The following is a 24,931-nucleotide window of genomic DNA, read 5'->3' on the forward strand; positions in this document are numbered from 1 at the left end:
AGCGCTACTGATGAGTAGCGCTTTTTTATGGGACAAAAGTTAATTCTGGCTATCACACCTCTTTGTAAAGCTGACGACCCTCGCTATGATATTTTTCAGTCATTTCCGCCATCCCTTGTTCAATTTCAGCTGCGCTCATAGTGTCTGCGGCTAGATTTTCTTTAGCATCTAAGCCTTTGGCGTACTCGCGGACGTTCTGAGTGATTTTCATGGAGCAAAACTTCGGGCCACACATCGAGCAAAAATGCGCGGACTTGTGCGCGTCTTTTGGCAAAGTTTCGTCATGATATTCACGGGCAGTATCAGGGTCGAGTGCCAGATTAAACTGATCATCCCAGCGGAACTCAAATCGCGCTTTGGACAAGGCATTGTCACGAGCTTGTGCCCCTGGGCGACCCTTAGCCAAGTCAGCAGCATGAGCGGCAATCTTATAAGTGATGATACCGTCTTTGACGTCCTTTTTATTCGGCAAGCCTAAATGCTCTTTTGGCGTCACATAACAGAGCATCGCCGTACCAAACCAACCAATCATCGCCGCGCCGATGGCACTAGTGATATGGTCATAACCGGGGGCAATATCGGTGGTCAGCGGTCCTAAGGTATAAAAAGGCGCGTCGCTACATAGCTCAAGCTGCAAGTCCATGTTTTCTTTAATGCGGTTCATCGCGACGTGCCCTGGACCTTCGATCATTACCTGTACATCATGCTGCCACGCGACTTGCGTTAGCTCGCCTAGGGTGTGCAATTCGCCAAACTGCGCTTCGTCATTAGCATCTTGCAAGCAGCCGGGACGTAGACCATCGCCTAAGCTAAACGCCACGTCGTATTGCTTCATAATCTGGCAAATGTCTTCGAAATGAGTGTATAAAAAGCTCTCTTTATGATGGGCGAGACACCACTGCGCCATGATTGAGCCGCCACGCGAGACGATACCGGTTAAGCGATTGGCAGTTAATGGCACATAACGCAGCAGCACGCCGGCGTGAATGGTGAAATAGTCAACCCCTTGCTCGGCTTGCTCGATAAGCGTATCGCGGAATATCTCCCAGGTGAGATCTTCTGCTACGCCATCGACTTTCTCTAACGCTTGATAAATCGGCACCGTACCGATGGGCACAGGCGAGTTGCGAATCAACCACTCACGAGTCTCATGAATATGATTGCCTGTCGATAAATCCATGATGGTATCTGCGCCCCAACGTGTCGCCCACGTCATCTTCGACACTTCTTCATCGATAGAGGAGCCGAGTGCTGAATTACCGATGTTGGCGTTAATTTTGACTAAAAAATTACGCCCAATAATCATCGGCTCAGACTCAGGATGATTGATGTTGTTGGGGATAATTGCGCGGCCTGCTGCGACCTCTGATCGCACAAACTCAGGGGTGATAATCTTCGGCGTATTAGCCCCAAAGCTCTCACCATCGTGTTGGCGCATATCAGTCAGCTCGTGCTGCTTTTGCGTTTCGCGAATAGCGATATATTCCATTTCAGGGGTGATAATACCGCGGCGCGCGTAATGCATTTGGGTAACATTACCGGATTTACCGTCAATACTTTTCGCACGGCGCGGTTTGTCGATATGAGCGAAACGTAAGTTTACCGTGGTGATATCACGTGCGCGCGCTTGACCGTATGAGCTAGATAGACCGCTTAATTGTTCGGTATCATCGCGCTCCGCTATCCAGCCTTCGCGTAGTTTGGGTAAGCCACGGGTCAGGTCTATATCGACATTGGGATCGGTATAGACGCCTGAGGTATCATAGGTATAAAAAGGTGGGTTTTGCTCCCAGTCACTCTCGGGTACGCCTTGAATCGGGGTAGGGTCCAGCGTGATCTCGCGCATTGGCACTTGGATATCAGGTCTTGAGCCTTGGATATAGACTTTTTTGGAGGCAGGCAAGATACGGTGCAAGTCGCGAGCGTCTTCTTCAAAACGGGTATCTTTTTGATTACGATGAGCAGGGGTTTTTAGCGCATCCGCTTTTTTGTCAGAGGCGTTTTGCGGGGTCTTTGTTGGCACGGTTGAAGTCGTCATATGCTGTCCTAGCGTGTTGGTTTTTGAACAAAATCAACACCGCCAGTCGCTGCGGGGATAGCATTTATTATCTAGGCAAGTTTAGCTTGTGAGCAATCGCTAACGACTAAATTAAAAACCATCTAGCCGCAAATAATGATCATCGAGCTGTGGACGACGCTTGATATCCGTTTTTATTACTTAGCCATACATAGCGTACATTAACGCTAAAAGTAATAGGGATAAAAAGGCATTTCTGCCCGTCCTTTGTCCTACATAATAAAATGCTGAAGACTTCCCTGCGTCGGTACTAACCGCATCAGGTTCGGCGGGTGATCTCTCAGCGAATGCACAAAAGCTTTTTAGCTCATTGTACAACGCACCCCGAGTCTGTCAGTGTTGTCATTTTTTATACTAGTAAGCTTTATACTAGCAGTTTTTATGTTAACAAATTTGGCTTATGATAAATAGCCATTTACTTAATTTGCTTACAGTAAAGGTTTACGTTTATTTCTCAGGCGTCCAGCCTTGTGCGCGCTCGTAATCTTCGTTATCTAAGAACTTCTCACGCTGTTCAGTTAAGAATTTCTTCGCTTCAGGGTCCATCATACTCAGATGATTTTCGTTAATCAGCATCGTCTGCTGCTCAAGCCACTCCTGCCAAGCTTTCTCAGAGACCGTGTCTTGTAGCTCTTGGCCTTTTTTGTTAGGAAAAGGCGGATGTGGCATTTTTGGCAGATCTTGCTGGTATTTACGGCAAAATACCGTATTGGCTTGCGGATTAAAAGTCTCAGTCATGACGTGCTCCTCATTCGTTATGTTTATTAGGCTATAGATATTAGTATCTTTCTATGATAACGCTCTTGGTAGATTTAGCAAAGACTATCCAGTGTAGCAACAGTAACTGTCCTCGTAAAAAAGTACGAAAAAACCCACCATATTGGCAGGCTTTTAACAACAACGAGATCAAATATAAGATCGAAATAAAAACAGCGACTAAGCAAATGCTTTTAAGCGCGCGCGACCATTGATGACAGCTTGCTTAACTTGATTGGGCGCCGTGCCGCCTAGATGATCGCGAGCAGCCAATGAGCCCTCAAGCGTTAGATAATCAAAGACGTCTGTACCGATAGCGTCACTAAATTGCTGCAATTGCGCTAAAGATAAATCGCTCAAATCAACGCCCTCTTTGATCCCGAGCGCGACGGCATTGCCGACTACCTCATGGGCATCACGGAACGCCACACCATTACGCACTAGATAATCCGCTAAGTCCGTAGCAGTAGCATAGCCTTTCATTGTTGCTTCACGCATAGCTTCAATATTAGGAGTGATATTGGGCAGCATATCGGCAAAGGCGAGTAGGGAGCCGGTTAAAGTATCGACGCAGTCAAACAAAGGCTCTTTGTCTTCTTGGTTGTCTTTATTGTACGCTAGGGGCTGACTTTTCATTAAGCTTAGTAGCGTCATCAACTGACCAAAGACCCGCGCCGCTTTACCGCGCACCAGCTCTGGTACGTCAGGGTTTTTCTTCTGCGGCATGATGGAGGAGCCGGTACAGAAGCGATCGGGTATCTGCACAAAGTTAAACTGCGCTGACATCCATAAGATAATCTCTTCGCTCATGCGTGACATATGCATCATCAAAATAGAGGCGGCTGAGGTAAACTCAATAGCAAAGTCTCGATCAGAGACCGCATCGAGTGAGTTTTGGCAAATACCTTCAAAGCCAAGTAGCTCGGCAGTAATCGTACGATCAATAGGGAAGGTGGTGCCAGCAAGCGCGGCGCTACCAAGAGGCAGCTGATTGATACGGCGGCGCGCATCGACTAAGCGCTCAGTGTCGCGATAGAGCATCTCAAACCAAGCCATCACATGATGACCGAAGCTTACCGGCTGCGCGGTCTGCAAGTGCGTAAAGCCTGGCATAATAGTATCGGTATGCTGCTCGGCTAAGTTCAGTAAGCCGCTTTGTAGGCGTACTAACAGCTCAATAATATTATCGGTCTCTTCACGTAACCACAGGCGAATGTCAGTGGCGACTTGATCGTTACGGCTACGCCCCGTATGCAGCTTTTTACCCACCGCACCGATGATATCGGTCAGGCGCGATTCGACGTTCATGTGCACATCTTCTAGCGCGATCGACCAGTTGAAGTCTCCCGCTTCAATCTCGCGTAAGACTTGCTGGAGGCCCTCAATGATAGTTGCCACTTCTTCATCAGTCAAAATGTGGCACTGACCTAGCATAGTGGCATGAGCGATCGAGCCTTCGATATCATGCCGAGCGAAGCGTTGATCAAAGCCGACAGAAGCGGTAAAAGCGGCGACGAAGCTGTCTGTCGCTTCACTAAAGCGCCCGCCCCACATCTGCTGAGCTTGCGCCTTTGAAGCAGCGCTTTGGTCGGGTGCATTTGTGCTAAAATCGGAGGCAGGAGTATTTTTGCTTGGCATAGGATTACTAGGGTTTGAAGAATTGGCGTTCATATCGGTATAAGACAACTCATAAGAATAAGGGCTCAAGTATAGCAAAGGATGAGGTTGCCTTGCTAGCTGAGCGCTTAGAGTTTTTCGTGCCTAAAGTTATGGAGATGATGACGCTTTGGCAATGGTTACAGTATATCTTGGTCTGGGCGTTGTTCGTTACTATCGTTGGTCGGTATGAGCTGACGACAGGGACGCAGTTTTTAGTGGCTTATGTGGCTAGGTGTATTCATTATATGTTAGCCATTATACCGACTTTGTATCTAGTAGATTATTTGCGCCCTATGTTCAAAAGGAGCAATCCTATTAGAGTGAGTCTCTATATCGTTCTAATGTTCATGCTTGCTTCTACTTTATCTATGCTGTTAGTCATTCTGGTGTTGATTAATGCCGGCTGGCTAGCATACGATCGTCAGGTTCTGGCGCTAGATCTACTGTTCAATATGGTTTTTGCCGGCGGTTTTACGTTAGTTTTCTTGCTTTATTTTATGCGTCGTCATCGTGAGCTGATGGCGCTGAAACAGTCCTTTGAGCACAAGCTTAGCGCCCAAAACGACTTAATAAAGGCTCGTTTGGCTCCGCATTTCTTTTTTAATACGATTAATAGTTTACTGTCGCTTATAGAGTCCAACCCGCCACATGCGGCTAGGCTACTTGAGCATGTCTCAGCTCTATTTCGGGCCAGCTTCAACGGCGCACGTGAGATCAGCTTTGAGGAGGAAGTGGCACTTTGTGAGCACTACGTGGCGATTGAGTCTTATCGCCTAGCGGATAAGCTAGTCGTCAATTGGCAGTTGCCCGATGATGAGGTTATGAGCGATATGGTCATCACCGCCCTCACGTTGCAAAGCATTATCGAAAAAATGCTCATCAATGTGGTGGAGATGACCACGGAAACGATCTATATAGACATAGCCGTCGTTTGGCAAGATCACCGCGTCACTATTACTGTTAGCGTAAAGCTCCCGAGTAAAACCTTGATGATCGTGCATGATCTACGTCAGCATGTTGATTTTCATGTGCAGGCTGAGCGTTTACAAATCTATTTTGGGCCTAGCTCAACCATTAACAGTACGGTTACTAATACCCAAATTATGACGGTTATTGACTACCCTTTACAAGATGCCGGTATGTAACGTAAGACTGTTTATCCCTCTCACTTTCCGTATGACTTATCCTTAACTCTCACAAAAATACAAGCAATGCTTGTGATATGGCATATTTGTTGCATAACTTATGTATACAACCACAGGAAAAATTTGTCATCGATGCAAGCTATTGCCATAGTCATTTTAGAGGTGGCAACTGTATAAATAGTAGCTTTAGAAATAAAAAGTATAAAATAGTACTTAAAAAAGCACTGTTTGCGATAGTCAAAAATGACAATTTTGAACCAACCGACTGAGTAAAAGCAGAAGAGGTATTTTATGCGGATAGTAGTTTGTGACGATGAGCCACTCGCACGCGAGCGTTTGGTCAGGATTGTTAAAGAGTCAGGCCATGAAGTCGTGGCACAAGTGGGTACCGGAGCTGAAGCGGTTGACGCTGTAAAAGTCCATCAGCCTGAGCTTATACTACTCGATATACGTATGCCTGAGATGGATGGTGTACGCTGCGCGCAAATACTCGGTGAGCTTGAGCATCCGCCAGCGATTATTTTTGTGACCGCTTACGATCATTATGCTATTGCTGCTTTTAAGGCTAATGCTATCGGCTACTTATTAAAACCTGCCAATAAAGATGAGCTGATTGACGCTTTAGGTAAGGCCAGCAATTTAAACGCCGCGCAGCTTGATGGGATTCGTAAGCTTGAAGATCCGATGTCGCGTCCGGTACGTGAGCACATCGCGGCTCGTACCCACCGGGGGGTGGAGCTGATTAAAATTAGTGATATCTACTATTTTACCGCGGATCAAAAGTATGTCAAAGTTCGTCACATCGACGGAATAGTACTGATTGATGAGACTTTAAAAGAGCTAGAAGAAGAGTTCGATGATCGCTTATTTCGTGTGCACCGCAATGCCATTATCAATTTAGATTTTTTAGACTTTTTAGAAACGATAGATAGCGGGCGTTATCAGGTGCGCTTTAAAGGAACGGATGAGACGTTAGCCGTGAGTCGCCGCCATCTGCCCGCGTTACGTGAAAAAATCCAGAGTATGTAGGCACTAGTAAACCGACCGTATCATCAAACCTCTATTTATGCTTAAATAGGGGTATTTTTTTGCGCTAAAGTCACTTTATCCTGATATATCTTTTTATATTTATCATTCCGAGGCTATCTATGAGCAATACTCAGTCATCTCCTTTGTCTACTTTGAACATCGCAACACGTCAAAGCCCTTTAGCCTTATGGCAAGCTGAGCATATTCGCGATCGGTTATCGGCCCTTTATCCTGATTTGACCATCAACCTGCTCAAAATTGTCACTAAGGGTGACAAAATTTTGGATACTCCTTTAGCAAAAATCGGCGGTAAAGGCTTATTTGTTAAAGAACTTGAGCAGGCACTTTATGAGAAGCAGGCAGATATTGCCGTGCATTCGCTCAAAGATGTACCGATGCAGCTTCCTGAAGGTCTAACGCTTGGGGTATATTGTAAGCGCGCTTCACCGACCGATGCCTTTGTGTCTAATACTTATAATACTATCGATGAGCTACCACAAGGCGCTGTAGTGGGAACGGCAAGTCTACGTCGCCAATGCCAAATCAAAGCCTACCGTCCAGACTTACAGATCAAAACTCTGCGCGGCAACGTAGGAACGCGGTTGGGTAAGCTCGATGCCGGAGACTATGACGCGATTATCCTTGCCACTAGTGGCTTGCAGCGCATTGAACTGGATGAGCGTATCCGTAGCGAGCTGGATATCGACACTTGCTTGCCGGCAGTGGGTCAAGGCGCCCTGGCTATCGAGTGCCGTGAGGATGATCAAGAGGTACTGGCACTGCTAGCTCCGCTCAATGACGATATGGCGCGTATCCGCCTAATCGCTGAGCGCGCACTGAATCGTCACTTGCAAGGCGGCTGTCAGGTACCTATTGCCGCCTATGCGGTACTGCAAATGGCAGATGCTGCCGATATCAGTAGCAATCTTAATGATGACAATGGCGATACCTTATGGCTGCGCGGGCGCGTCGGTGAGGAAGACGGTAGTAAACTGTTAAAAGCAGAAAAACGTGTAACGCTAACCGGCACGCAAGCAGAAAAAGAACAGCAAGCCAATCAGCTAGGTATTGAAGTTGCTGAACAACTGCTAGAAAAAGGGGCTGGCGCTATTTTAGACGCTATTTATAACCCTTAAACAAGAATTATAAGTATGAAATATAAGCATGAGCCATGCCAGCCGCACATTATAATGCTGGTATCTTAATGCTCATGCGGCTATTTCATTGGCGATCGATCATAGCGGTATTTGCCTGTGTTATTTAATGTCTCATTCAAGGTTTAACTCGGTGTCCAGCTCAATGTCTCGTAACCTCTCACCAGTAGTGATTAATACTCGGCCCATAGAACGCGCCGCTCCTTTGACAGAACATTTGCAAGATATCGGCTTTGAAGTGGTTGATATGCCTATGCTAACGTTGCAGACGCGAGCGGTAGTAGAGGCTGATATTGATATCATGCGCCGCTGGCTCGCAGGTCATTACCAAGCGTTAGTCGTTGTCAGTCCTACCGCCGCGCAGTCAGGCTTAGCTGTTTGGCAAGCGCTGATCGAGCAGGAGCAAGCTCAGCCAGCAGAGCAAATGGAAGCAAGACGCGCCCATTATGCTCCTCCAAGCGCTATCATTGCCGTTGGCGATGCGACCGCTGACGTGTTACAAACGGCAACTCAGCCCGTATTACAGCCGTTAATTGCTAATAATGAAGGCATGCTAGCAATAGCAGAGATTGCGCGATTACACGCGGGCGACAAGCTGCTGGTATGGCGGGGACTTGGTGGGCGCAGGCTTTTAGTCGATACGTTGCAGGCGCGCGGGGTGGAGATCGAGAGCATCGCTTGGTATGAGCGCATGATGCCAGACTCCGCGGCTAGCGATTACGCGGCATGGTTGTCAAGCTATCTTGCTAAACAAGAGCAGGCCGGCGCGCTGCGACCTAAGCCTATTGTTATTATTAGCAGTGGCACGGCTTTTGAGCATTGGGTCAGCGTCGTGCAGCACGCCCAAACGAGTAATAAAGCAGCCCTTAGGTTAGATGACTTTCGCTATGTGGTGCTCGGCGTACGTTTGGCGGAGATGGTAGCCGCGCAGCAGCTAGCGCATATCCAGGTAGAAGATTTATCTCCTGAAACAATTTCGACGGCAATCAATACGCCCTAATAGTTATTCCCTTTTGAAGAATGGTGCTTGTTATGTCAACTGAACCCAAGCCGTCATCTGAGTCGCCTTTAGTCATTCAGCAGCGCCGGCAAGCGAATATGTTATTACTGCGCTTGCAGTGGTTGTTTATCGTACTTTTAGCACTAGCGCTCGTTTGGCTTTACGTCAGTCAGCAGCGTTTTGAGGGCCAAATTAAAGAGCGCCTTTATAATAACGAGCAAGTCGTGACTCGTCTTAATGAGATGGATGATCGTCTGTTCGCCATTAGTCAGCAGAATGCGCCCACTCCTAAAGCGCCGCTCACTAGTCAAGCGCAGAATCAGTTAGACTTGTTGCGCATTCAGATGCAAGCGGCGGATAGGTTGCTTTCGGATAATAACTATAGCGCGGCGATTGACTTATTAACCGGGCTACAGTGGCAACTCTCACAAGCGAATAATGAGATCGCCCCGGCGCTAAATATCGTCATCAAGCAAAGCCTCAGCGACGACATCGAGCGCCTACAAGCGCGCAGTGCCCAGCCGAGTCAGTGGCAGTTACACAACTTAGCTATCCAAGATATCCAAACCTTTTTACATCGCTATGAGAGGTCGGTTGATGCCAGCTCGGTAACGAGAAGCGGCGAGCCGCCTACCAATATAAATAACACTCTAGCGGACAAAACTACCACTCTCACTAGACGCCAGCTGACTATTTATGAGGTGCTGATGACACTTAATTTAGCCACACAAGCGAGTAATATGCGTGAGCCTGACCAATTGACACGCTACTTGAACCAAGCGCGCACGCAGCTACAGCCCTTAGTCGCTTCAACTCCGGCTCCTAAAGACGAGAGCGGCGCAAAGAATGAGTCATCAATAAAGAATAAAACAGCCCGCCTAAAAGATGCTAACTCTAACAACGATAAATTAGCTATCAAAGCTCCTAATAATATCAGCGAGGTGATTGTCTGGCTGGATGAGTTAATAGCCAACACTCCTGAGTCTATGCCACTATTAACCACCCAAGTGCTAGAGCAACCTAAAAATAATAAATAACACAGAACAACGGATACGATATGAGCCCTACTAGTCCTGAGCATACTAAAGTCAATCAGCAGCAGGTGTATAGCGACAGACATTATGAAACGCCTGTTGCCTTACAGCATTATCCCGTCATTTACCCTCAGGTGGTGCAATGGGGAGAGATGGATGCGTTAAATCATTTGAATAATGTTGTGTATTATCGTTATGCTGAGTCAGCGCGCATTCACTATTTACAGGCTTTAGATTTGTTTGAGGGTAGCGCTATACTGTTAGCTCACTCAAGTTGTCAGTATCTACGGCCAGTCACTTATCCTGATACGCTGCTTATAGGTCTACGCTGTCAGCGTTTAGGCAATACCAGCCTCATTATAGAATATCGCTATTATAGCCAGCAGCAGCGAGAGATTGTGGCAGAGGCAGAAGCGGTGATCGTGCGTTTGGATAGTCATAGTGAACACAAGCTGCCTTGGACAGCGGAAGAGCGCTCGCGTTTACTGGCTTTAGAAGCGCAAGTCGACCATATTCCAGAGCATTAAAGGCAATTAAAGCGTCTGTACCTTCATTCTTTTATCCTTAAAAACAACAAGGCACGCTAATCAAATTAGCGTGCCTTGTTTTTGCTTAAAGTATTAAAGGTAAAATCATTTGCTCATAGCGCTTTTAGTCTTTGCTTGGCGCATGGACAAAGTCGACTACATTTAGATCAAAGCCTGATAGCGCATAAAACTTCATCGGCGACGATAACAAACGCATATCGCGTACACCTAGATGGCGCAATATCTGCGCGCCAACACCGATGCTACGGTACGGCTGCTGAGTGATCGTCGATAAGGACTCATTACCTGCTGCTTTATCTAGCGCATCGCCCAGATCGATAGGCTGATGACTGCCGATCCAGACCATGACCCCGCGCTCTGAGGCACTGATTTCTTCTAACGCTGACTGGATGCTCCAGCCACTACGGCCCGTAGTATCGTTTTTGGCGGCGAATAAATCCCGCAGCGGATGAAAACCGTGCACCCGGACAGTACTGACGCCGGCACTGACATCGCCTTTGACTAAGGCTAAATGCGTCTCATCAGCGCCAAATTCGCGAAAGCGGTGCAAGGTAAAGCTGCCGTGCTCCGTCTCAAATGGACGCGACTCTATTTCTTCTACCGTTTGCTCATTCGCGATACGATAGTTAATAAGATCAGCAATCGTACCCATCTTAATATCATGCTCTTTGGCAAATATCTCTAAATCATCACGGCGCGCCATCGTGCCATCAGCATTGATAATCTCAACAATCACCGCCGCAGGCTCAAGCCCTGCTAGGCGTGCTAAGTCGCAGCCCGCTTCGGTATGGCCGGCGCGATGGAGTACCCCGCCGTTTTGTGCCATGATTGGAAAGATGTGCCCAGGCTGGACGATATCTTCTGGTTTCGCCGCCGAAGATACAGCCGCTTGAATCGTACGCGCCCGGTCAGCCGCAGAAATACCCGTAGTTACCCCTTCCGCCGCTTCGATAGAGACAGTAAAGTTAGTACTAAACTTAGCCTCATTGCGATCTGACATTAATGGTAGGGCTAACTGCTGGCAGCGCGCTTGTGATAGGGTGAGACAAACTAAGCCGCGAGCATGGGTAATCATAAAGTTGATATCTTCAGGGCGCACATGGGTGGCGGCCATAATGATATCGCCTTCATTTTCGCGATCTTCATCATCCATCAAGATGACCATTTTACCGGCGCGAATATCTTCAATTATTTCAGGAACGGTATTTAAACTCATAAGACTCTCTATATTTTTTATTGGTTTGGGTGTCAAAAAAGCGGTGCATCATTGTAACAGTAGATACGGTTACGTGCTGTACTACAAAACATTATTCTCTAGAGCGCTCGCTTTAATCGTTACTAGCGGCTTGGCTCTTGAGCCAGTCCATAAACTGCTTACTATGCTGCTCGCGCTGATTGTCAGCATACTCATAGAAGCTTGTACCGAGTAGATTATCAGGCAAGTAGTTTTGTGCGTAGTAATGGTTGGGATAGTTATGCGGATAGATATAGCCTTTGCCATAGCCTTCATTACGCATCAGCTTAGTCACGCCATTACGCAGATGCAGCGGTACAGGGGAGGCGTCCTTTTGTGCTAAGCTCATCGCCGCATTGATCGCCTTATAAGTGCTGTTACTCTTCGCGCTAGTGGCTAAATAAACCACCACTTGTCCTAAGATAATTCGCGCCTCAGGCATACCGATAGATTGTACGCTACGCAAGGCTGCATCCGCGAGCAGTAGCGCATTTGGATTGGCATTACCGATATCTTCGCTCGCTAAAATGACCAAACGCCGCGCGATAAAATCAGCAGGCTCGCCGCCGACTAGCATTCTAGCCATCCAATAAAGCGCTGCATCTGGATCCGAGCCGCGTACCGATTTGATCAGCGCTGAGACGATATCGTAATGCTGCTCGCCATCTTTGTCATAACGCACCAATGCTGTCTGTGCCACGCGCCCGACAATCTCATCATCGATGATAATAGTGGTGTGCTCAGGATTAGCCGTCTGTACCGCAAGCTCTAGTAGATTCAACGCCTTTCTAGCGTCACCATGCGCCAGCTCACTGATAAAACCTTGCGCTTGTAGCTCAATGTTTAGAGCTTTTAGTACCGTATCTTGAGTGATTGCCCGCTGTAATACGGCAGCGATTTGCTCGGTATCAAGCGGCTCTAAGCGGTAAACTTGGCAACGAGACAGTAAGGCATTATTAACACTAAAAGAAGGGTTTTCGGTGGTCGCACCAATTAAAGTAATATCGCCCGCTTCTACCGCGCCAAGCAAAGCATCTTGCTGCGCTTTATTGAACCGGTGGATCTCATCAATAAACAACACCGGCGACTCAAAGCTCAGTGAGTCCTTATTATCCAACACTTCGCGCAGTTGCTTAACGCCAGTGTTCAAAGCTGATAACGCATGAAACGGTCGACCTACTGCTTCTGCTAATAGCATCGCGATAGTGGTTTTACCAATGCCGGCTTCCCCATGCAAAATTATAGAAGATAGATGGTTTTGCTCAACCAAACGCCGCAGCGGTGCGTCATCGGCTAATAGATGCTCTTGACCGATGATATCATCTAGAGTAGTAGGGCGCATACGCTGTGCTAAAGGGGTATCAGCGTGAAAAGCAGGGGGCATAAAACTCCTAAGGCATATTAAAAGTAAGGCACTCTTAAAATAAAAAGCGCACTCCCAAAAATGGCTATCCTCTTAGATATTAGGGCATATTCGCTATTCACAAGTGGATTGATTTTAATATTTCTGTTTTAATAATTAAACGGTGGTGCTCTATAGCGGGTTCAATTCGAAACTATTACAGCGTAACTAGTATCAATCTTGCTTACTGCTGATGCAGAAACTACGTAAAACGTATTGCTATAGCGCGTTTGAATTAATAATTTAAATTTTTCACATGCTTTATAGCGTATCGATTTTAGTTCGAACTGACTATATCGCTTAAAAAATAACAGTAAGCAAAGCCTCCATAATCACCTTAAGGCAGTCCCAATTATGTCTCGCTATTCTCTTAACTCTTTATCGCGACTGTTGTCTAAATCAAGAGTCCAGGCTCGTTTTAAACAACAATCACGACCATCGACTACGGACGAAAAACAGCTAGCGCGTTCGGTGTTTGGTGCGAGCATTGAGTTGCAGGATGTGTGCTTACGGACCGCTTGGTGGGTGCTAAAAAACTACGCGGTCAGTCCCAATGGTCATATTTACTTTCATCCCGACAATTGGCTCGCTGACTTTAGCAAGGCTTCGCTTAGTAAGCAAAGTTGGCTGATTCATGAGCTCACTCACGTTTGGCAATGGCAACAAGGCATAAAAGTAGTACGCGGAGCGCTGATCAATCGGCGTTATGCTTATGAGCTAAAAGCTGGCAAATCGTTTTTTAGATATGGTATTGAGCAGCAAGCGCGCATGGTGCAAGACTATTTTATCCGTAAGAAGCTTGGGCACGATTGCTGGGATTTAGAGGAGTGCATCCCTTTTTTGACAGTAACGACTGAACAAACAAAACCCGATAGGCGTACTAATAGCGACAGCTCGTTCACTATTTAATCTTCAGATTGTCAGCCATAATCGCTATGATTGAAGCTACTCACTTTTTTAATAAAAAATAAATACGCCCTAAGAGCAAGTGAGTAAAAGGTAGCAATTTATACTTCAATCTAGCTTTTGTAGCGGCGCTCTTAACAAAGGATATGTTTTCTGATGCTTAATTTTCCGCTTTTTAGACCTGATACTGATGCGAATGGCCAACAAAATCGTTATCAGCAACCTGCTACGTCTGCTTGCCGCCAGTCGCCTCGGATGCTGATGACTATGGTATTAGCAGCATCACTATTAGCTGGATGTCAGCCGCAGTCAACAGTTGATGATAGCACGGTTAATACTGGAGAGCAGACTGCTGCTGAAGAGACGAAGCCTGTACCCCAAAGTGATTCAGCCGCCGCTTATATCAAGCAGCTGCAGCCAGTATACGTTGCGCAAATGCAAAGCTTACAACGTCGGTTGCAAGCAGAGTATGAATCATTGCAAGCGGCTGATACGACCACTAGTGATGATGATCTATTACTAAATAATGCTGCTAATGATGACAATGAGGCAACAGTAGATACTTCTGCCGAGTCAAACTCGACTGTAGCAAATAATAGTAGCACGACTAATACTGAACTCGAAGCGGTTGACTCTGACGCTGTGCCCGAGACCGATACCAATACCGACGCTAACACTGAATTGGAACCAAATAGCAGCACTGAGGTCGGTGAGCGTGATCTAACCGTATTAAGACGTATTAGCGCTGAGCCGCGAGAAACGACGATTTTGACTAAAAATCAAATCATCGACAGCTACCAGCAAACCATTGACGCGCTTTATCAGCCAATGTCTGAGCCTCTGAGTAGCGCCGAGGTGAATACCTTAATAAATATCGCTGCTCTGATACCGCAGCTGTTTGAGCATACTGAGCTTGCTAATAGGCTCAATGCCAAAAGTCCGGCATTAGCGCGCCTCATTGTTCAGCATCAGATTTGGGAACAGATAGAAGCTCGGCAAGCCAGCTACATGCAAGAGATGAAAGTCGCGCAGCAGCAAGAGTTTGAGGAGCTGATGACTAAGTTTAATAAGACAATCAAAGATTATGATGAGCAAATTGCAAAATATGAGCAGACCTTAAAAGAGTTTCAGTAATTGATTATAAAAACTGAGCATAAAAAATCCCGCTTATCGGCGGGATTTTTTATGTTGGTGCTTATGTTAGTACAATATCTAGATCGTTGACCCTTATTTGCGGTCTTCAACTTTGACAAGGTCACGATGCTTCTGACCAGTATAGAGCTGACGCGGACGACCGATTTTGAATGGTGCGCTATGCATCTCGATCCAGTGGCTGATCCAACCTGACGTACGCGCTAAAGAGAAAATAACCGTAAACATAGACGTTGGAATACCAATGGCTTTTAGAATAATACCAGAGTAGAAGTCAACGTTTGGATAGAGGTTACGCTCGATGAAGAACGGATCTTCTAAGGCGATTTTTTCTAATTCCATAGCCAACTCAAGCTTAGGATCGTCGATACCTAAAGCTTCTAACACTTCATCACAAGCTTTTTTCAGTACTTGCGCGCGTGGGTCGAAGTTTTTGTAAACACGGTGACCAAAGCCCATCAGTTTCACTTCACGGCTTTTCACTTTTTCCATAAACTCTGGCACGTTTTCAACGCTACCGATCTCATCTAACATCTCAAGGACCGCTTCATTAGCGCCGCCATGTGATGGACCCCATAAAGCGGCGATACCCGCAGCGATACACGCATAAGGGTTTGCGCCTGTAGAGCCCGCTAGACGTACGGTAGAGGTCGAAGCGTTTTGCTCGTGATCGGCATGCAAGGTAAAGATTTTGTCCATTGCATCGACGAGGATAGGATTGACTTTATAATTGACATCAGCAGGGGTTGCAAACATCATATATAAGAAGTTTTCTGCGTAGCTAAAGTCGTTACGCGGATACATGAACGGCTCGCCCTGAGAGTATTTATAACTCATAGCCGCTAGAGTCGGCATTTTTGCGATCAGGCGGATAGCGGTGATTTCGCGATGATCTTCGTCGCTGATATCTAATTTATCATGATAAAACGCGGATAACGCCCCAACGACACCGACCATAATCGCCATAGGATGCGCGTCACGACGGAAGCCTTCAAAAAACTTACGTAGCTGATCGTGGACGCCAGTATGCTGACGAATCTTCTCAAAGAAGTCCTTTTTTTGTTCTGCGTTTGGTAGGTCGCCATGAATCAACGCGTAAGCAACTTCTAAGTATTCAGCGTGGTTTGCTAACTGATCGATAGGGTAGCCGCGATATAATAGCTCACCTTTACCACCATCAATAAAAGTAATCTTTGATTCAACAGGAGCTGTCACTTTAAAGCCAGGATCATAAGACCAAAAGCCTGAATCTTGCAGGGCAGCGATATCGATAACCGGACGACCTAAAGTACCTTGAATAATAGGAAGTTGGTATTCCTTACCCTCTGCGGTTAGTTTGGCTTCATTATTTGACTTAATGTTGTCAGCCATAATTTCCTCTCCATTGTTTTAGCGCATGAATGTAAAAGCGACGCTTGCTAGTGCGTCATACTGTGTAATTGTAACGATTGCTCTCGCTACTGGTTAAGTCATTACTGAGGAGCGGTTACTTTGCACGCCGCTCACTTCATATGTAAGCTATATTAGCAGTAATTCAGGGAGAGGTGAAAAGACTTTTCTTAGCAAACACCAAATTCATAGACTTTAAAGGCAGCTAAAAGGATGATAAGTTGTATCAAAATATGTCTAAACTGTAATTTAGCGTTAATTTCGTCTGTTTTTAACCCCACACTAAGCCAAACGCTGCTGATAAAAATAAGCTGAGAGCATTATATTTTAGGCTTATATAAAGGATAATACCGAAAACAAATAAGTACAAAGTAGCAGCACCATGACGATAGTGCGCTCAATGTGAGCAGATATACAGCTGTGTTATGCATTTATAAAGGATATGCCCTTATAAGGATAGTCAGATCTAAAAGTTAAACCAACCATTACCAAAGCTTAAGTTTTTGTAAAAATAACGACAAAAGTGACTATTTCAGGGATAAGTTTGTAATTAGACGCCAGTCATTTTATAATTGCGGTAATTTAACTGGCATACGCTTTGTTAATTTGATGCAAACCTATCAAAAGTTAATGACTAATAAGGTTGTTTTCTAATATCTTGTTACGATTGATAGGGCATTTTAGGGATTAAAAAGCGTTTAAGACTTGAATGTTATTGTTATTTATTCTATTTTTAGAATGATGATCATGTAGTTATTCTTAATAAAGATGAGCCGATGGCGTTATCTTTTTTTTGTGTTTATGGTGGTTAACAGGCACTAGTCAGAATAATTCAATCATCGCTTAGTAAGTATGTCATATCACCATGATGGCGTAACGTGCATTTAGCAAAGTCAGCTAGCTCTTCCTTATTTTATTCATCTCGTATGTTGCTCAGTGCGTTTGGTACATGATTGCCAGACCATAAGTAGAACTCGAGTATAACCGCTAAAAGGATGCCCGCTGTGAAAAGCAACCGACCTATTGATCTGCCCTTAAGCCAAGTGATTACCATAAACGCTAAATCACCGATTGCGATTGCCTCGATCATGCATCGTATCTCTGGCATTATTCTATTTTTACTTATTCCTGTCATGTTGTGGTTACTGCAAACTTCTTTGGCTTCGCCTGAGAGCTTTGCAACCGTGTTCGACAATGTACTAGTGCGTTTTGTCGCTTGGATATTTGTCGCGGCTATCTCTTACCATTTCGTGATGGGTGTGAAGCATTTACTTGCTGATATAGGGATGAACGAAGAGCTAAAATCAGGTCGCACTGCGGCAGTGGTTAGCTTTGTGATTGCAGCGATATTGATTGTCGCGTCATTTATATGGGTGATGTTCTAATGATAAAAAATAATTCAGGTGTCAAAAGTGCTACCGGTCTTACCGGTTCAGGCTCACGCGATTGGGTAGTACAGCGCTTTGGCGCTTTAGTACTGGCCCTATATAGCCTTGTATTACTGGGTTACTTTTTAACGCACAGTGGTGTGGGCTTCGTTGAGTGGAGCGCTTTTATTACTAGCTTGCCTATGCGTTTATTCAGTTTAGTCGCCATCATCGCGCTAGCAGGACATGCTTGGGTTGGGATTTGGACGGTATTAACCGATTACGTCAAGTCGAGCGGTCTGCGTTTACTCTTACAAGCTTTGATGGTTGCCGCGATTTTGGTTTACGTATTTTGGGGCATCATGATCTTTTGGGGCAATGGCTTTGGGGTTATCGCTGTATAACTTTTGAGCGTAGCGCTTTGATAGAGGATTGGGTAGTTGGGTTAAAACCTTTGAGTCAAACTTAGCGCTTTAAAGCTTACCAATCAGTCACCATATAAATAAGTACTAAGAATGGCAGCGATAACTAGCCAAATCCTTTACCTTTTACAGACGTACAGATCTAGATAGTAGATAGCCCTTGTAGTTACTTCGCTGGCATCCTGTATCAATAAAACAGGCGCGAGCACAAACAGGCATTAGGAAAATCACAATGGCAACAAGACAAGATAATACTATTAGCAATATTAAAACCCTTAACTACGATGCAGTCATCGTCGGTGGTGGCGGCTCAGGTATGCGCGCCTCACTACAACTGGCTGAGTCGGGTATGAATGTCGCGGTAATCACTAAAGTATTCCCAACGCGTTCACACACCGTAGCCGCTCAGGGTGGTATCGGTGCAAGCCTTGGTAATATGAGCAATGACAACTGGCATTTTCATTTCTATGACACGGTTAAAGGCTCAGATTGGTTAGGCGATCAAGACGCTATCGAATATATGTGCCGTGAAGCCCCGAAAGTGGTTTACGAGCTTGAGCACATGGGTATGCCTTTTGACCGTAACGAAGACGGCACAATCTATCAACGTCCGTTTGGTGGTCATACGTCAAACTACGGCGAAAAAGCGGTACAACGTGCTTGTGCGGCAGCTGATAGAACGGGTCACGCGTTATTGCATACTCTATATCAGAAAAACCTTGAACAAGGCACCCAGTTCTTTATCGAGTGGATTGCTCTTGATTTGATCAAAGACGAAGATGGTAATATCAACGGCGTCATCGCTCTTGAGCAAGAAACGGGTACCGTTGCGGTATTCCAATCGCCAGTGACTGTACTCGCAACGGGCGGTGCAGGTCGTATTTTTGCGGCTTCTACCAACGCTTATATCAATACCGGCGACGGTATCGGCATGGCGGTTCGCGCGGGTGTGCCTCTACAAGATATGGAGTTCTGGCAGTTTCATCCAACGGGTGTGGCAGGAGCCGGTGTACTGTTGACTGAAGGGTGCCGCGGTGAAGGCGCTATCTTACGTAATAAAGATGGCGAAGCCTTTATGGAGCGTTACGCGCCAACGGTTAAAGATTTGGCGCCGCGCGATCTTGTATCGCGCTCTATGGACCAAGAGATCAAAGAAGGCCGCGGCTGTGGACCGAATGCTGATTATATCGTGATGGATATGACGCATTTAGGTGTAGATACCATTATGAAGCGCTTGCCATCGGTGTTTGAGATTGGTAAAAACTTCGCTAACGTCGATATCACCAAAGAGCCTATTCCGGTAATTCCAACGATTCACTATATGATGGGCGGTATTCCAACCACTATTCATGGTCAGGTCATTACCCCGAATCTAGAAGCTGGTACCAACGACGAAGGCCTATATACTGAAGGCACGATTGTCAAAGGTCTATACGCTATTGGCGAATGCGCCTGCGTCAGTGTCCACGGCGCTAACCGTTTAGGCACTAACTCACTGCTTGATCTAGTAGTATTTGGACGTGCAGCGGGCAAGCATATCGTTGATGAGTATCATCACAATGATCATAACTACAAGCCGCTTGATACGCATGTGTTAGACTTCACTGTAGGCCGCTTAAATAAGCTACAGCAATCAACTGAAGGCTACAATGCACAAGAAGTTGCTGATGAGATTCGCGCTATTATGCAAAAGCATGCTAGTGTCTTTCGTACTCAAGCGCTGATGGATGAAGGCGTAGAGAAACTGTTAGCACTAGGTGAGAAGATCGATCATATTCACTTAGCGGATAAGTCACAAGTATTTAATACTGCTCGTATCGAAGCTTTTGAAGTGATCAACTTATACGAAGTAGCCAAAGCAACCATGATTTCAGCGGCTAGCCGTCACGAGAGCCGCGGCGCGCACAGTGTCGCTGACTATGACCGTCCTGAAGATGACGATTACGCACCAAATGGTCGTAACGATCACGACTGGATGAAGCACACTATCTGGTACTCTGATGATAACCGTATCGTTTATAAGCCTGTGCGCAAGATTCCATTAACGGTCGATTATATTGAACCAAAAGTTCGCGTTTATTAATTAATCGCTACTTGGATTTTTTGGTACTAGCGCATACTAATTCGCTAGTACCAGTAGAAATATTAAGATATTTACTTTAATGCAGCTTACTGCCAGCTACAAGTTACTCAACAGCACTTTACGCTAAGAGAATAGAACCCTTGTATGCCAGCCATTACTAAGTGTGGAGTTTAGCAATATGAGCCGAGGTACTCGCACCATCGAAATTTATCGCTACGATCCTGATGTGGACGCAGCGCCGCGCATGCAAACTTATACGATTGAACTATTAGAGTCAGATCGTATGTTGCTTGATTTATTATTACGCCTAAAGAAAGAAGATGAAACCATCACTTTCCGCCGCTCGTGCCGTGAAGGTATTTGTGGTTCTGACGGTATGAACATCAATGGTAAAAATGGCTTAGCATGTCTTATTAACATGAATACGCTGCCTGAAAAGATTACCATTAGACCGCTACCTGGGCTACCAGTCGTTCGTGACCTAGTAGTAGATATGAACCAGTTCTACGAGCAGTATGAAAAAGTACATCCTTACTTGATCAACGATCAGCCAGCACCGCCAACGGAACGTTTGCAGTCTCCTGAGCAGCGTGAGCAGCTAAATGGCCTTTATGAGTGTATTCTTTGTGCTTGCTGCTCAACCGCTTGCCCTTCATTTTGGTGGAATCCGGATAAGTTCTTGGGACCATCAGCGTTGTTACATGCCTATCGCTTCGTAGCCGATAGTCGTGATAGCGATGCGCAAGCTCGCTTAGCGCGCTTAGATGATCCGTTCAGCTTGTTCCGTTGCCGCGGTATTATGAACTGCGTTTCAGTCTGTCCAAAGGGCCTGAACCCAACCAAAGCTATTGGTCATCTACGTAATTTGCTTATCGATCAAGCCGGTTAGTATAGTAGATCAATTTCTAGCGACCCACTATTTATCAGATACAAAAACACCGTCTCAAGGCGGTGTTTTTCTTTTGTTAATATTTTGTGTTAAGTGCAACGATAATCACAAACTAGCCATAAAAACTTACGAGCGAAAATGTTATCATTAGCAGCATGAGCTGAATTGACGAAATTTACCGATTCTCTGCTAAATCTTATGTTTCTCGATAGTAAGATAGCTATTGTTAACGTCTGCTATGATAGTGAATATTCATTACTTAAATACCTAGTATTGAACAAACAAACTATGGTTAGTTGGTAGGCCGTGCTACCCTAGGGAGCATTGTATAGCGAAAGTGCAAGAATACTAATAATCAGTAAACTTTATAAATAATTATTATTAACGAAATGGTTATTAATAATAAGTCGCTATTATTAAATTATTAACAAGTATTCTTGAGTAATGAAGCTATTACTGATTTATGACAGTCATAGTGAGCGTCTTAGAGCAAAAACTAACTTATAGACATAGTTATGACTAGAGCTAGTATATATAAATTATTATTATCAAACGACTAAGATAATAAGACTGAGCGTTCACAAATAGTTAATTTAGCCAAAACACTCTAATAATTATAAGTACAACCCGCAATTCCCATTCATTTATCTATGAAATAGACGATTATTATGAATAGTACAACTCAAAGAAAAGCCGATGTAGGTTACACAGAACTTGCCGCTGATAATGCTCATTATATAGAAGCGCTTTATGAGCAGTTCTTAACCGACCCCAACAGCGTCGATGAAGATTGGCAGCAGTACTTTAAACAATATCAATCGCCAAATGATGCTAAGCATAACGCCATTCAAGATCAGTTTTTGCTACTGGCACGCAATCAGACGGCAAGTAAAGCTGGTGCTCCGGCTGCTAGTAGTGATAGCAGTACCGCTCATTGTGCTGACCCTAAGCAAATGGGCGTGCAACAGCTCATCTCCGCTTATCGTCGCCGTGGTCATCGCCGCGCGCAGCTTGATCCTTTAGATTTGCACCCACGCGATAAAGTCGAAGACTTGACGCTAGCCTATCACAATCTATCAGAAGCTGATTTAGATACCATCTTTCCCACTAACGATCTAAAAATTGGCAAGCCTGAAGCGTCGCTGCGTGAAATTATCGAGATCATGGAGCGCGTCTATTGCCGTTATATCGGTATCGAATATATGCATGTGACCACTAGCGTGGAGAAGCGTTGGATGGAGCAGTATATGGAGAGTAATCTTGGCCATATAGAATTCGATAAAGAAAAACGCTTATCTATTCTTGAGCGCTTAACGGCTGCCGAAGGACTGGAGAAATACTTAGCGCGTAAATACACTGGGGTGAAACGCTTCGGTCTAGAAGGCGGTGAGAGCTTTATTCCTGCGGTTAACGAAATCATCCAACGCGCTGGTGGCTATGGTACTAAAGAGATGGTTATCGGCATGGCGCACCGTGGACGTCTCAACTTACTGGTCAATATCTTAGGTAAGAACCCAGCGGATTTATTCGATGAGTTCGATGGTAAAGTACAGCCAGAAAAAGGCTCAGGTGACGTTAAGTATCATAATGGCTACTCGTCAAACGTGATGACGCCTGGCGGAGAGGCGCATTTGGCCTTAGCCTTTAACCCCTCGCATCTTGAGATTGTGGCGCCTGTACTACAAGGCTCAGTACGCGCACGGCAAGTTCGCCGCAACGACCAACCAAAAGACCATGGTAAAGATGGCAACTCGGTACTACCGATTGTCGTTCATGGTGATGCCGCTTTTGCTGCGCAAGGTGTCGTACAAGAAACCTTCCAGATGTCACAGACCCGTGCTTATACGACCGGCGGTACGGTGCATATCGTTATCAATAACCAAGTTGGCTTTACGACTAGCCGTCAAGAAGATGCACGCTCGACAGAGTACTGTACCGATATTGCAAAAATGGTGCATGCGCCTATTCTTCATGTCAATGGTGATGATCCTGAGTCGGTAGTTTTTGCCGCGCAATTAGCGCTAGATTATCGCCATGAGTTCGACAAAGACATCGTTATCGATTTATTCTGCTACCGCCGTAATGGTCATAACGAAGCGGACGAACCTTCAGCCACGCAGCCACTGATGTATTCAGTGATCAAAAAACTGCCAACAACGCGTACTATTTATACCAATAAGCTTATTGAAGCGGGCGTAATTAGTAAAGACGAAGCGGCAAAATATGAAGATGAATATCGCGAATCGCTAGATCGCGGCGAATATGTGGCTAACTCGTTAGTGAGTGAGCCTGATGAAGCATTGTTTGTCGATTGGACACCATACTTAGGTCATGAGCTAGAAGATGACTGGGATACTGGCGTCGATATCGAAATTTTAAAAGGCTATGGTAAACAGATGGCGACGATGCCTGAAGGCTATAAGCTACAACGCCAAGTGCAAAAAGTGGTTGATCAGCGCCTAGCAATGCAAACCGGCGAAGAGCCACTGAACTGGGGTGCGGCTGAAACGCTCGCTTATGCCAGTTTAGTCGAACATGATAAAACCTTAGTGCGTATCACTGGGGAAGATGTTGGCCGTGGTACTTTCTCGCATCGTCATAGCGAGATATACAATATGACTGATGGCAGTATGTACGTGCCACTAGCGCATATGAGCAACGATCAAGCGCGATTTGCAACTTATAACTCGCTATTATCAGAAGAGGCAGTGCTAGCTTTTGAATACGGCTATGCTACTACTGTGCCCAATGCGTTAATCGTATGGGAAGCTCAGTTCGGCGACTTCGTGAACGGCGCGCAAATGGTCATCGACCAGTTTATCGCTAGTGGTGAAACGAAGTGGCAGCGCGTTTGCGGCTTAACCATGTTATTGCCGCATGGCTATGAGGGTCAGGGCCCCGAGCATTCATCAGCTCGTCTTGAGCGCTTCTTGCAGCTCTGCGCAGAAGATAACATGCAAGTGATTACCCCAACGACACCAGCGCAGATATTCCACGCCCTGCGTCGCCAAGCGGTACGTCCGATTCGTAAGCCTTTGATTGTCATGTCGCCGAAGAGCTTGCTGCGTCATAAGCTTGCCACCTCAGAGCTAGAAGATTTATCTAGTGGTCACAAGTTCGAGACCGTGCTCCCTGAGATCGATGAGCAAAACGCGGACAAGATTACTCGCTTAGTACTTTGCGGCGGTAAAGTCTATTATGACTTACTTGAGCAGCGCCGCGAATTGGGTTTAGATCATGTGGCGATTGTGCGTATTGAGCAGCTGTACCCGCTGCCAGAAGAGCGCTTGATTGCTGAATTTGATAAATACAGCAATCTAAAAGAGATCGTTTGGACGCAAGAAGAGCCTTTGAACCAAGGGGCTTGGTATTATCTAGCGCCGCATATGTTCCGTATTGTCGTACCGCACCCAACCAAAGCGAAAGTGATGGAGCCTGTTGCGCGTCCAGCAAGTGCCGCACCAGCTACCGGATCGCCAAAATTACATGCTAGTCAGCAGCAAGACTTAATTGCAGGCGGCTTAGGTGTAGAGGTGTCACAACTGACAAAATAATTTTTGAAAGTATTAGCTTGAAAAAGATCGAATAAACAGGTGGTAGCAGTCAGTGTATTATTCATTTAAGAGAAGTATTGAAACAAAGTACTTAAATAAATAATCTGACTGCCTACCGCAATTTCATAATA

19 protein-coding genes and 1 riboswitch are annotated in these 24,931 nt (G+C 45.7%); of the genes, 13 read left to right on the forward strand and 6 right to left on the reverse strand.

Annotated features, from left to right (window positions below; translation table 11 throughout):
- Positions 1-52: 52 nt before the first annotated feature.
- The 3 genes from thiC to argH form a co-directional block, all read right to left on the reverse strand.
- Complete coding sequence (thiC, locus tag ACS8FD_RS07050; RefSeq protein ID WP_439275132.1) at positions 53-2,038, reverse strand: phosphomethylpyrimidine synthase ThiC; 1,986 nt, start codon at positions 2,036-2,038, stop codon at positions 53-55.
- Between the two features lie 258 nt (positions 2,039-2,296).
- Positions 2,297-2,414: riboswitch (TPP riboswitch) on the reverse strand.
- A gap of 110 nt (positions 2,415-2,524) precedes the next feature.
- Positions 2,525-2,815, reverse strand: coding sequence for an oxidative damage protection protein (locus tag ACS8FD_RS07055; protein WP_439242246.1), 291 nt, complete (start codon positions 2,813-2,815; stop codon positions 2,525-2,527).
- Positions 2,816-3,013: 198 nt separating this feature from the next.
- A complete protein-coding gene (argH, locus tag ACS8FD_RS07060) occupies positions 3,014-4,387 on the reverse strand; it encodes an argininosuccinate lyase (RefSeq protein WP_439275182.1) in 1,374 nt (457 codons plus the stop codon).
- A 176-nt stretch (positions 4,388-4,563) separates the two neighbouring features.
- Between argH and ACS8FD_RS07065 the strand changes: the two genes are divergently transcribed.
- From ACS8FD_RS07065 to ACS8FD_RS07090, 6 genes are all read left to right on the forward strand, one after another.
- On the forward strand, positions 4,564-5,637 hold the full coding sequence (locus ACS8FD_RS07065; RefSeq protein WP_439275133.1) for a sensor histidine kinase: 1,074 nt from the start codon (positions 4,564-4,566) through the stop codon (positions 5,635-5,637).
- A gap of 291 nt (positions 5,638-5,928) precedes the next feature.
- Positions 5,929-6,666 carry a LytR/AlgR family response regulator transcription factor gene (locus ACS8FD_RS07070; protein ID WP_439275134.1) on the forward strand — a complete coding sequence of 246 codons (738 nt, stop codon included), beginning with the start codon at positions 5,929-5,931 and terminating at the stop codon, positions 6,664-6,666.
- Between the two features lie 143 nt (positions 6,667-6,809).
- Complete coding sequence (hemC, locus tag ACS8FD_RS07075; protein WP_439275183.1) at positions 6,810-7,802, forward strand: hydroxymethylbilane synthase; 993 nt, start codon at positions 6,810-6,812, stop codon at positions 7,800-7,802.
- Between the two features lie 151 nt (positions 7,803-7,953).
- Entirely contained in the window at positions 7,954-8,820 is an 867-nt protein-coding gene (locus tag ACS8FD_RS07080) for a uroporphyrinogen-III synthase (protein ID WP_439275135.1), read from the forward strand.
- A gap of 32 nt (positions 8,821-8,852) precedes the next feature.
- The gene (locus tag ACS8FD_RS07085; protein WP_439275136.1) at positions 8,853-9,857 is read left to right on the forward strand and encodes a hypothetical protein; all 1,005 of its coding nucleotides are present in this window, start codon (positions 8,853-8,855) and stop codon (positions 9,855-9,857) included.
- Between the two features lie 20 nt (positions 9,858-9,877).
- Entirely contained in the window at positions 9,878-10,381 is a 504-nt protein-coding gene (locus tag ACS8FD_RS07090; RefSeq protein ID WP_439275137.1) for an acyl-CoA thioesterase, read from the forward strand.
- 124 nt (positions 10,382-10,505) lie between these two features.
- On the opposite strand, the gene ribBA is transcribed toward ACS8FD_RS07090, so the two are convergent.
- Together ribBA and ACS8FD_RS07100 are read right to left on the reverse strand one after the other, a co-directional pair.
- Positions 10,506-11,618 (reverse strand): bifunctional 3,4-dihydroxy-2-butanone-4-phosphate synthase/GTP cyclohydrolase II, encoded by a 1,113-nt coding sequence (gene ribBA / locus ACS8FD_RS07095; RefSeq protein ID WP_439275138.1) that lies wholly within the window; start codon positions 11,616-11,618, stop codon positions 10,506-10,508.
- Between the two features lie 112 nt (positions 11,619-11,730).
- Positions 11,731-13,020 carry a replication-associated recombination protein A gene (locus ACS8FD_RS07100; RefSeq protein ID WP_439275139.1) on the reverse strand — a complete coding sequence of 430 codons (1,290 nt, stop codon included), beginning with the start codon at positions 13,018-13,020 and terminating at the stop codon, positions 11,731-11,733.
- 372 nt (positions 13,021-13,392) lie between these two features.
- Between ACS8FD_RS07100 and ACS8FD_RS07105 the strand changes: the two genes are divergently transcribed.
- Both ACS8FD_RS07105 and ACS8FD_RS07110 read left to right on the forward strand, forming a co-directional pair.
- Positions 13,393-13,947 carry a type IV secretion protein Rhs gene (locus ACS8FD_RS07105; protein ID WP_439275140.1) on the forward strand — a complete coding sequence of 185 codons (555 nt, stop codon included), beginning with the start codon at positions 13,393-13,395 and terminating at the stop codon, positions 13,945-13,947.
- A gap of 153 nt (positions 13,948-14,100) precedes the next feature.
- On the forward strand, positions 14,101-15,078 hold the full coding sequence (locus ACS8FD_RS07110; protein ID WP_439275141.1) for a hypothetical protein: 978 nt from the start codon (positions 14,101-14,103) through the stop codon (positions 15,076-15,078).
- A gap of 93 nt (positions 15,079-15,171) precedes the next feature.
- On the opposite strand, the gene gltA is transcribed toward ACS8FD_RS07110, so the two are convergent.
- Positions 15,172-16,467: a citrate synthase gene (gene gltA / locus ACS8FD_RS07115; protein WP_439275142.1), complete on the reverse strand. Its 1,296-nt coding sequence runs from the start codon at positions 16,465-16,467 to the stop codon at positions 15,172-15,174.
- 1,013 nt (positions 16,468-17,480) lie between these two features.
- Between gltA and sdhC the strand changes: the two genes are divergently transcribed.
- The 5 genes from sdhC to ACS8FD_RS07140 all read left to right on the forward strand — a co-directional run bounded on the left by sdhC (position 17,481) and on the right by ACS8FD_RS07140 (position 24,800).
- The gene (gene sdhC / locus ACS8FD_RS07120) at positions 17,481-17,870 is read left to right on the forward strand and encodes a succinate dehydrogenase, cytochrome b556 subunit (protein WP_439275143.1); all 390 of its coding nucleotides are present in this window, start codon (positions 17,481-17,483) and stop codon (positions 17,868-17,870) included.
- A gap of 2 nt (positions 17,871-17,872) precedes the next feature.
- Positions 17,873-18,256, forward strand: a complete 384-nt coding sequence (sdhD, locus tag ACS8FD_RS07125) for a succinate dehydrogenase, hydrophobic membrane anchor protein (RefSeq protein WP_439275184.1) — start codon at positions 17,873-17,875, stop codon at positions 18,254-18,256.
- 250 nt (positions 18,257-18,506) lie between these two features.
- A complete protein-coding gene (gene sdhA / locus ACS8FD_RS07130) occupies positions 18,507-20,357 on the forward strand; it encodes a succinate dehydrogenase flavoprotein subunit (protein ID WP_439275144.1) in 1,851 nt (616 codons plus the stop codon).
- Positions 20,358-20,535: 178 nt separating this feature from the next.
- Positions 20,536-21,246: a succinate dehydrogenase iron-sulfur subunit gene (locus ACS8FD_RS07135; RefSeq protein ID WP_439242272.1), complete on the forward strand. Its 711-nt coding sequence runs from the start codon at positions 20,536-20,538 to the stop codon at positions 21,244-21,246.
- Between the two features lie 668 nt (positions 21,247-21,914).
- Positions 21,915-24,800 (forward strand): 2-oxoglutarate dehydrogenase E1 component, encoded by a 2,886-nt coding sequence (locus tag ACS8FD_RS07140; protein WP_439275145.1) that lies wholly within the window; start codon positions 21,915-21,917, stop codon positions 24,798-24,800.
- Positions 24,801-24,931 lie beyond the last annotated feature (131 nt).

Source organism: Psychrobacter sp. 1U2, assembly GCF_051847575.1.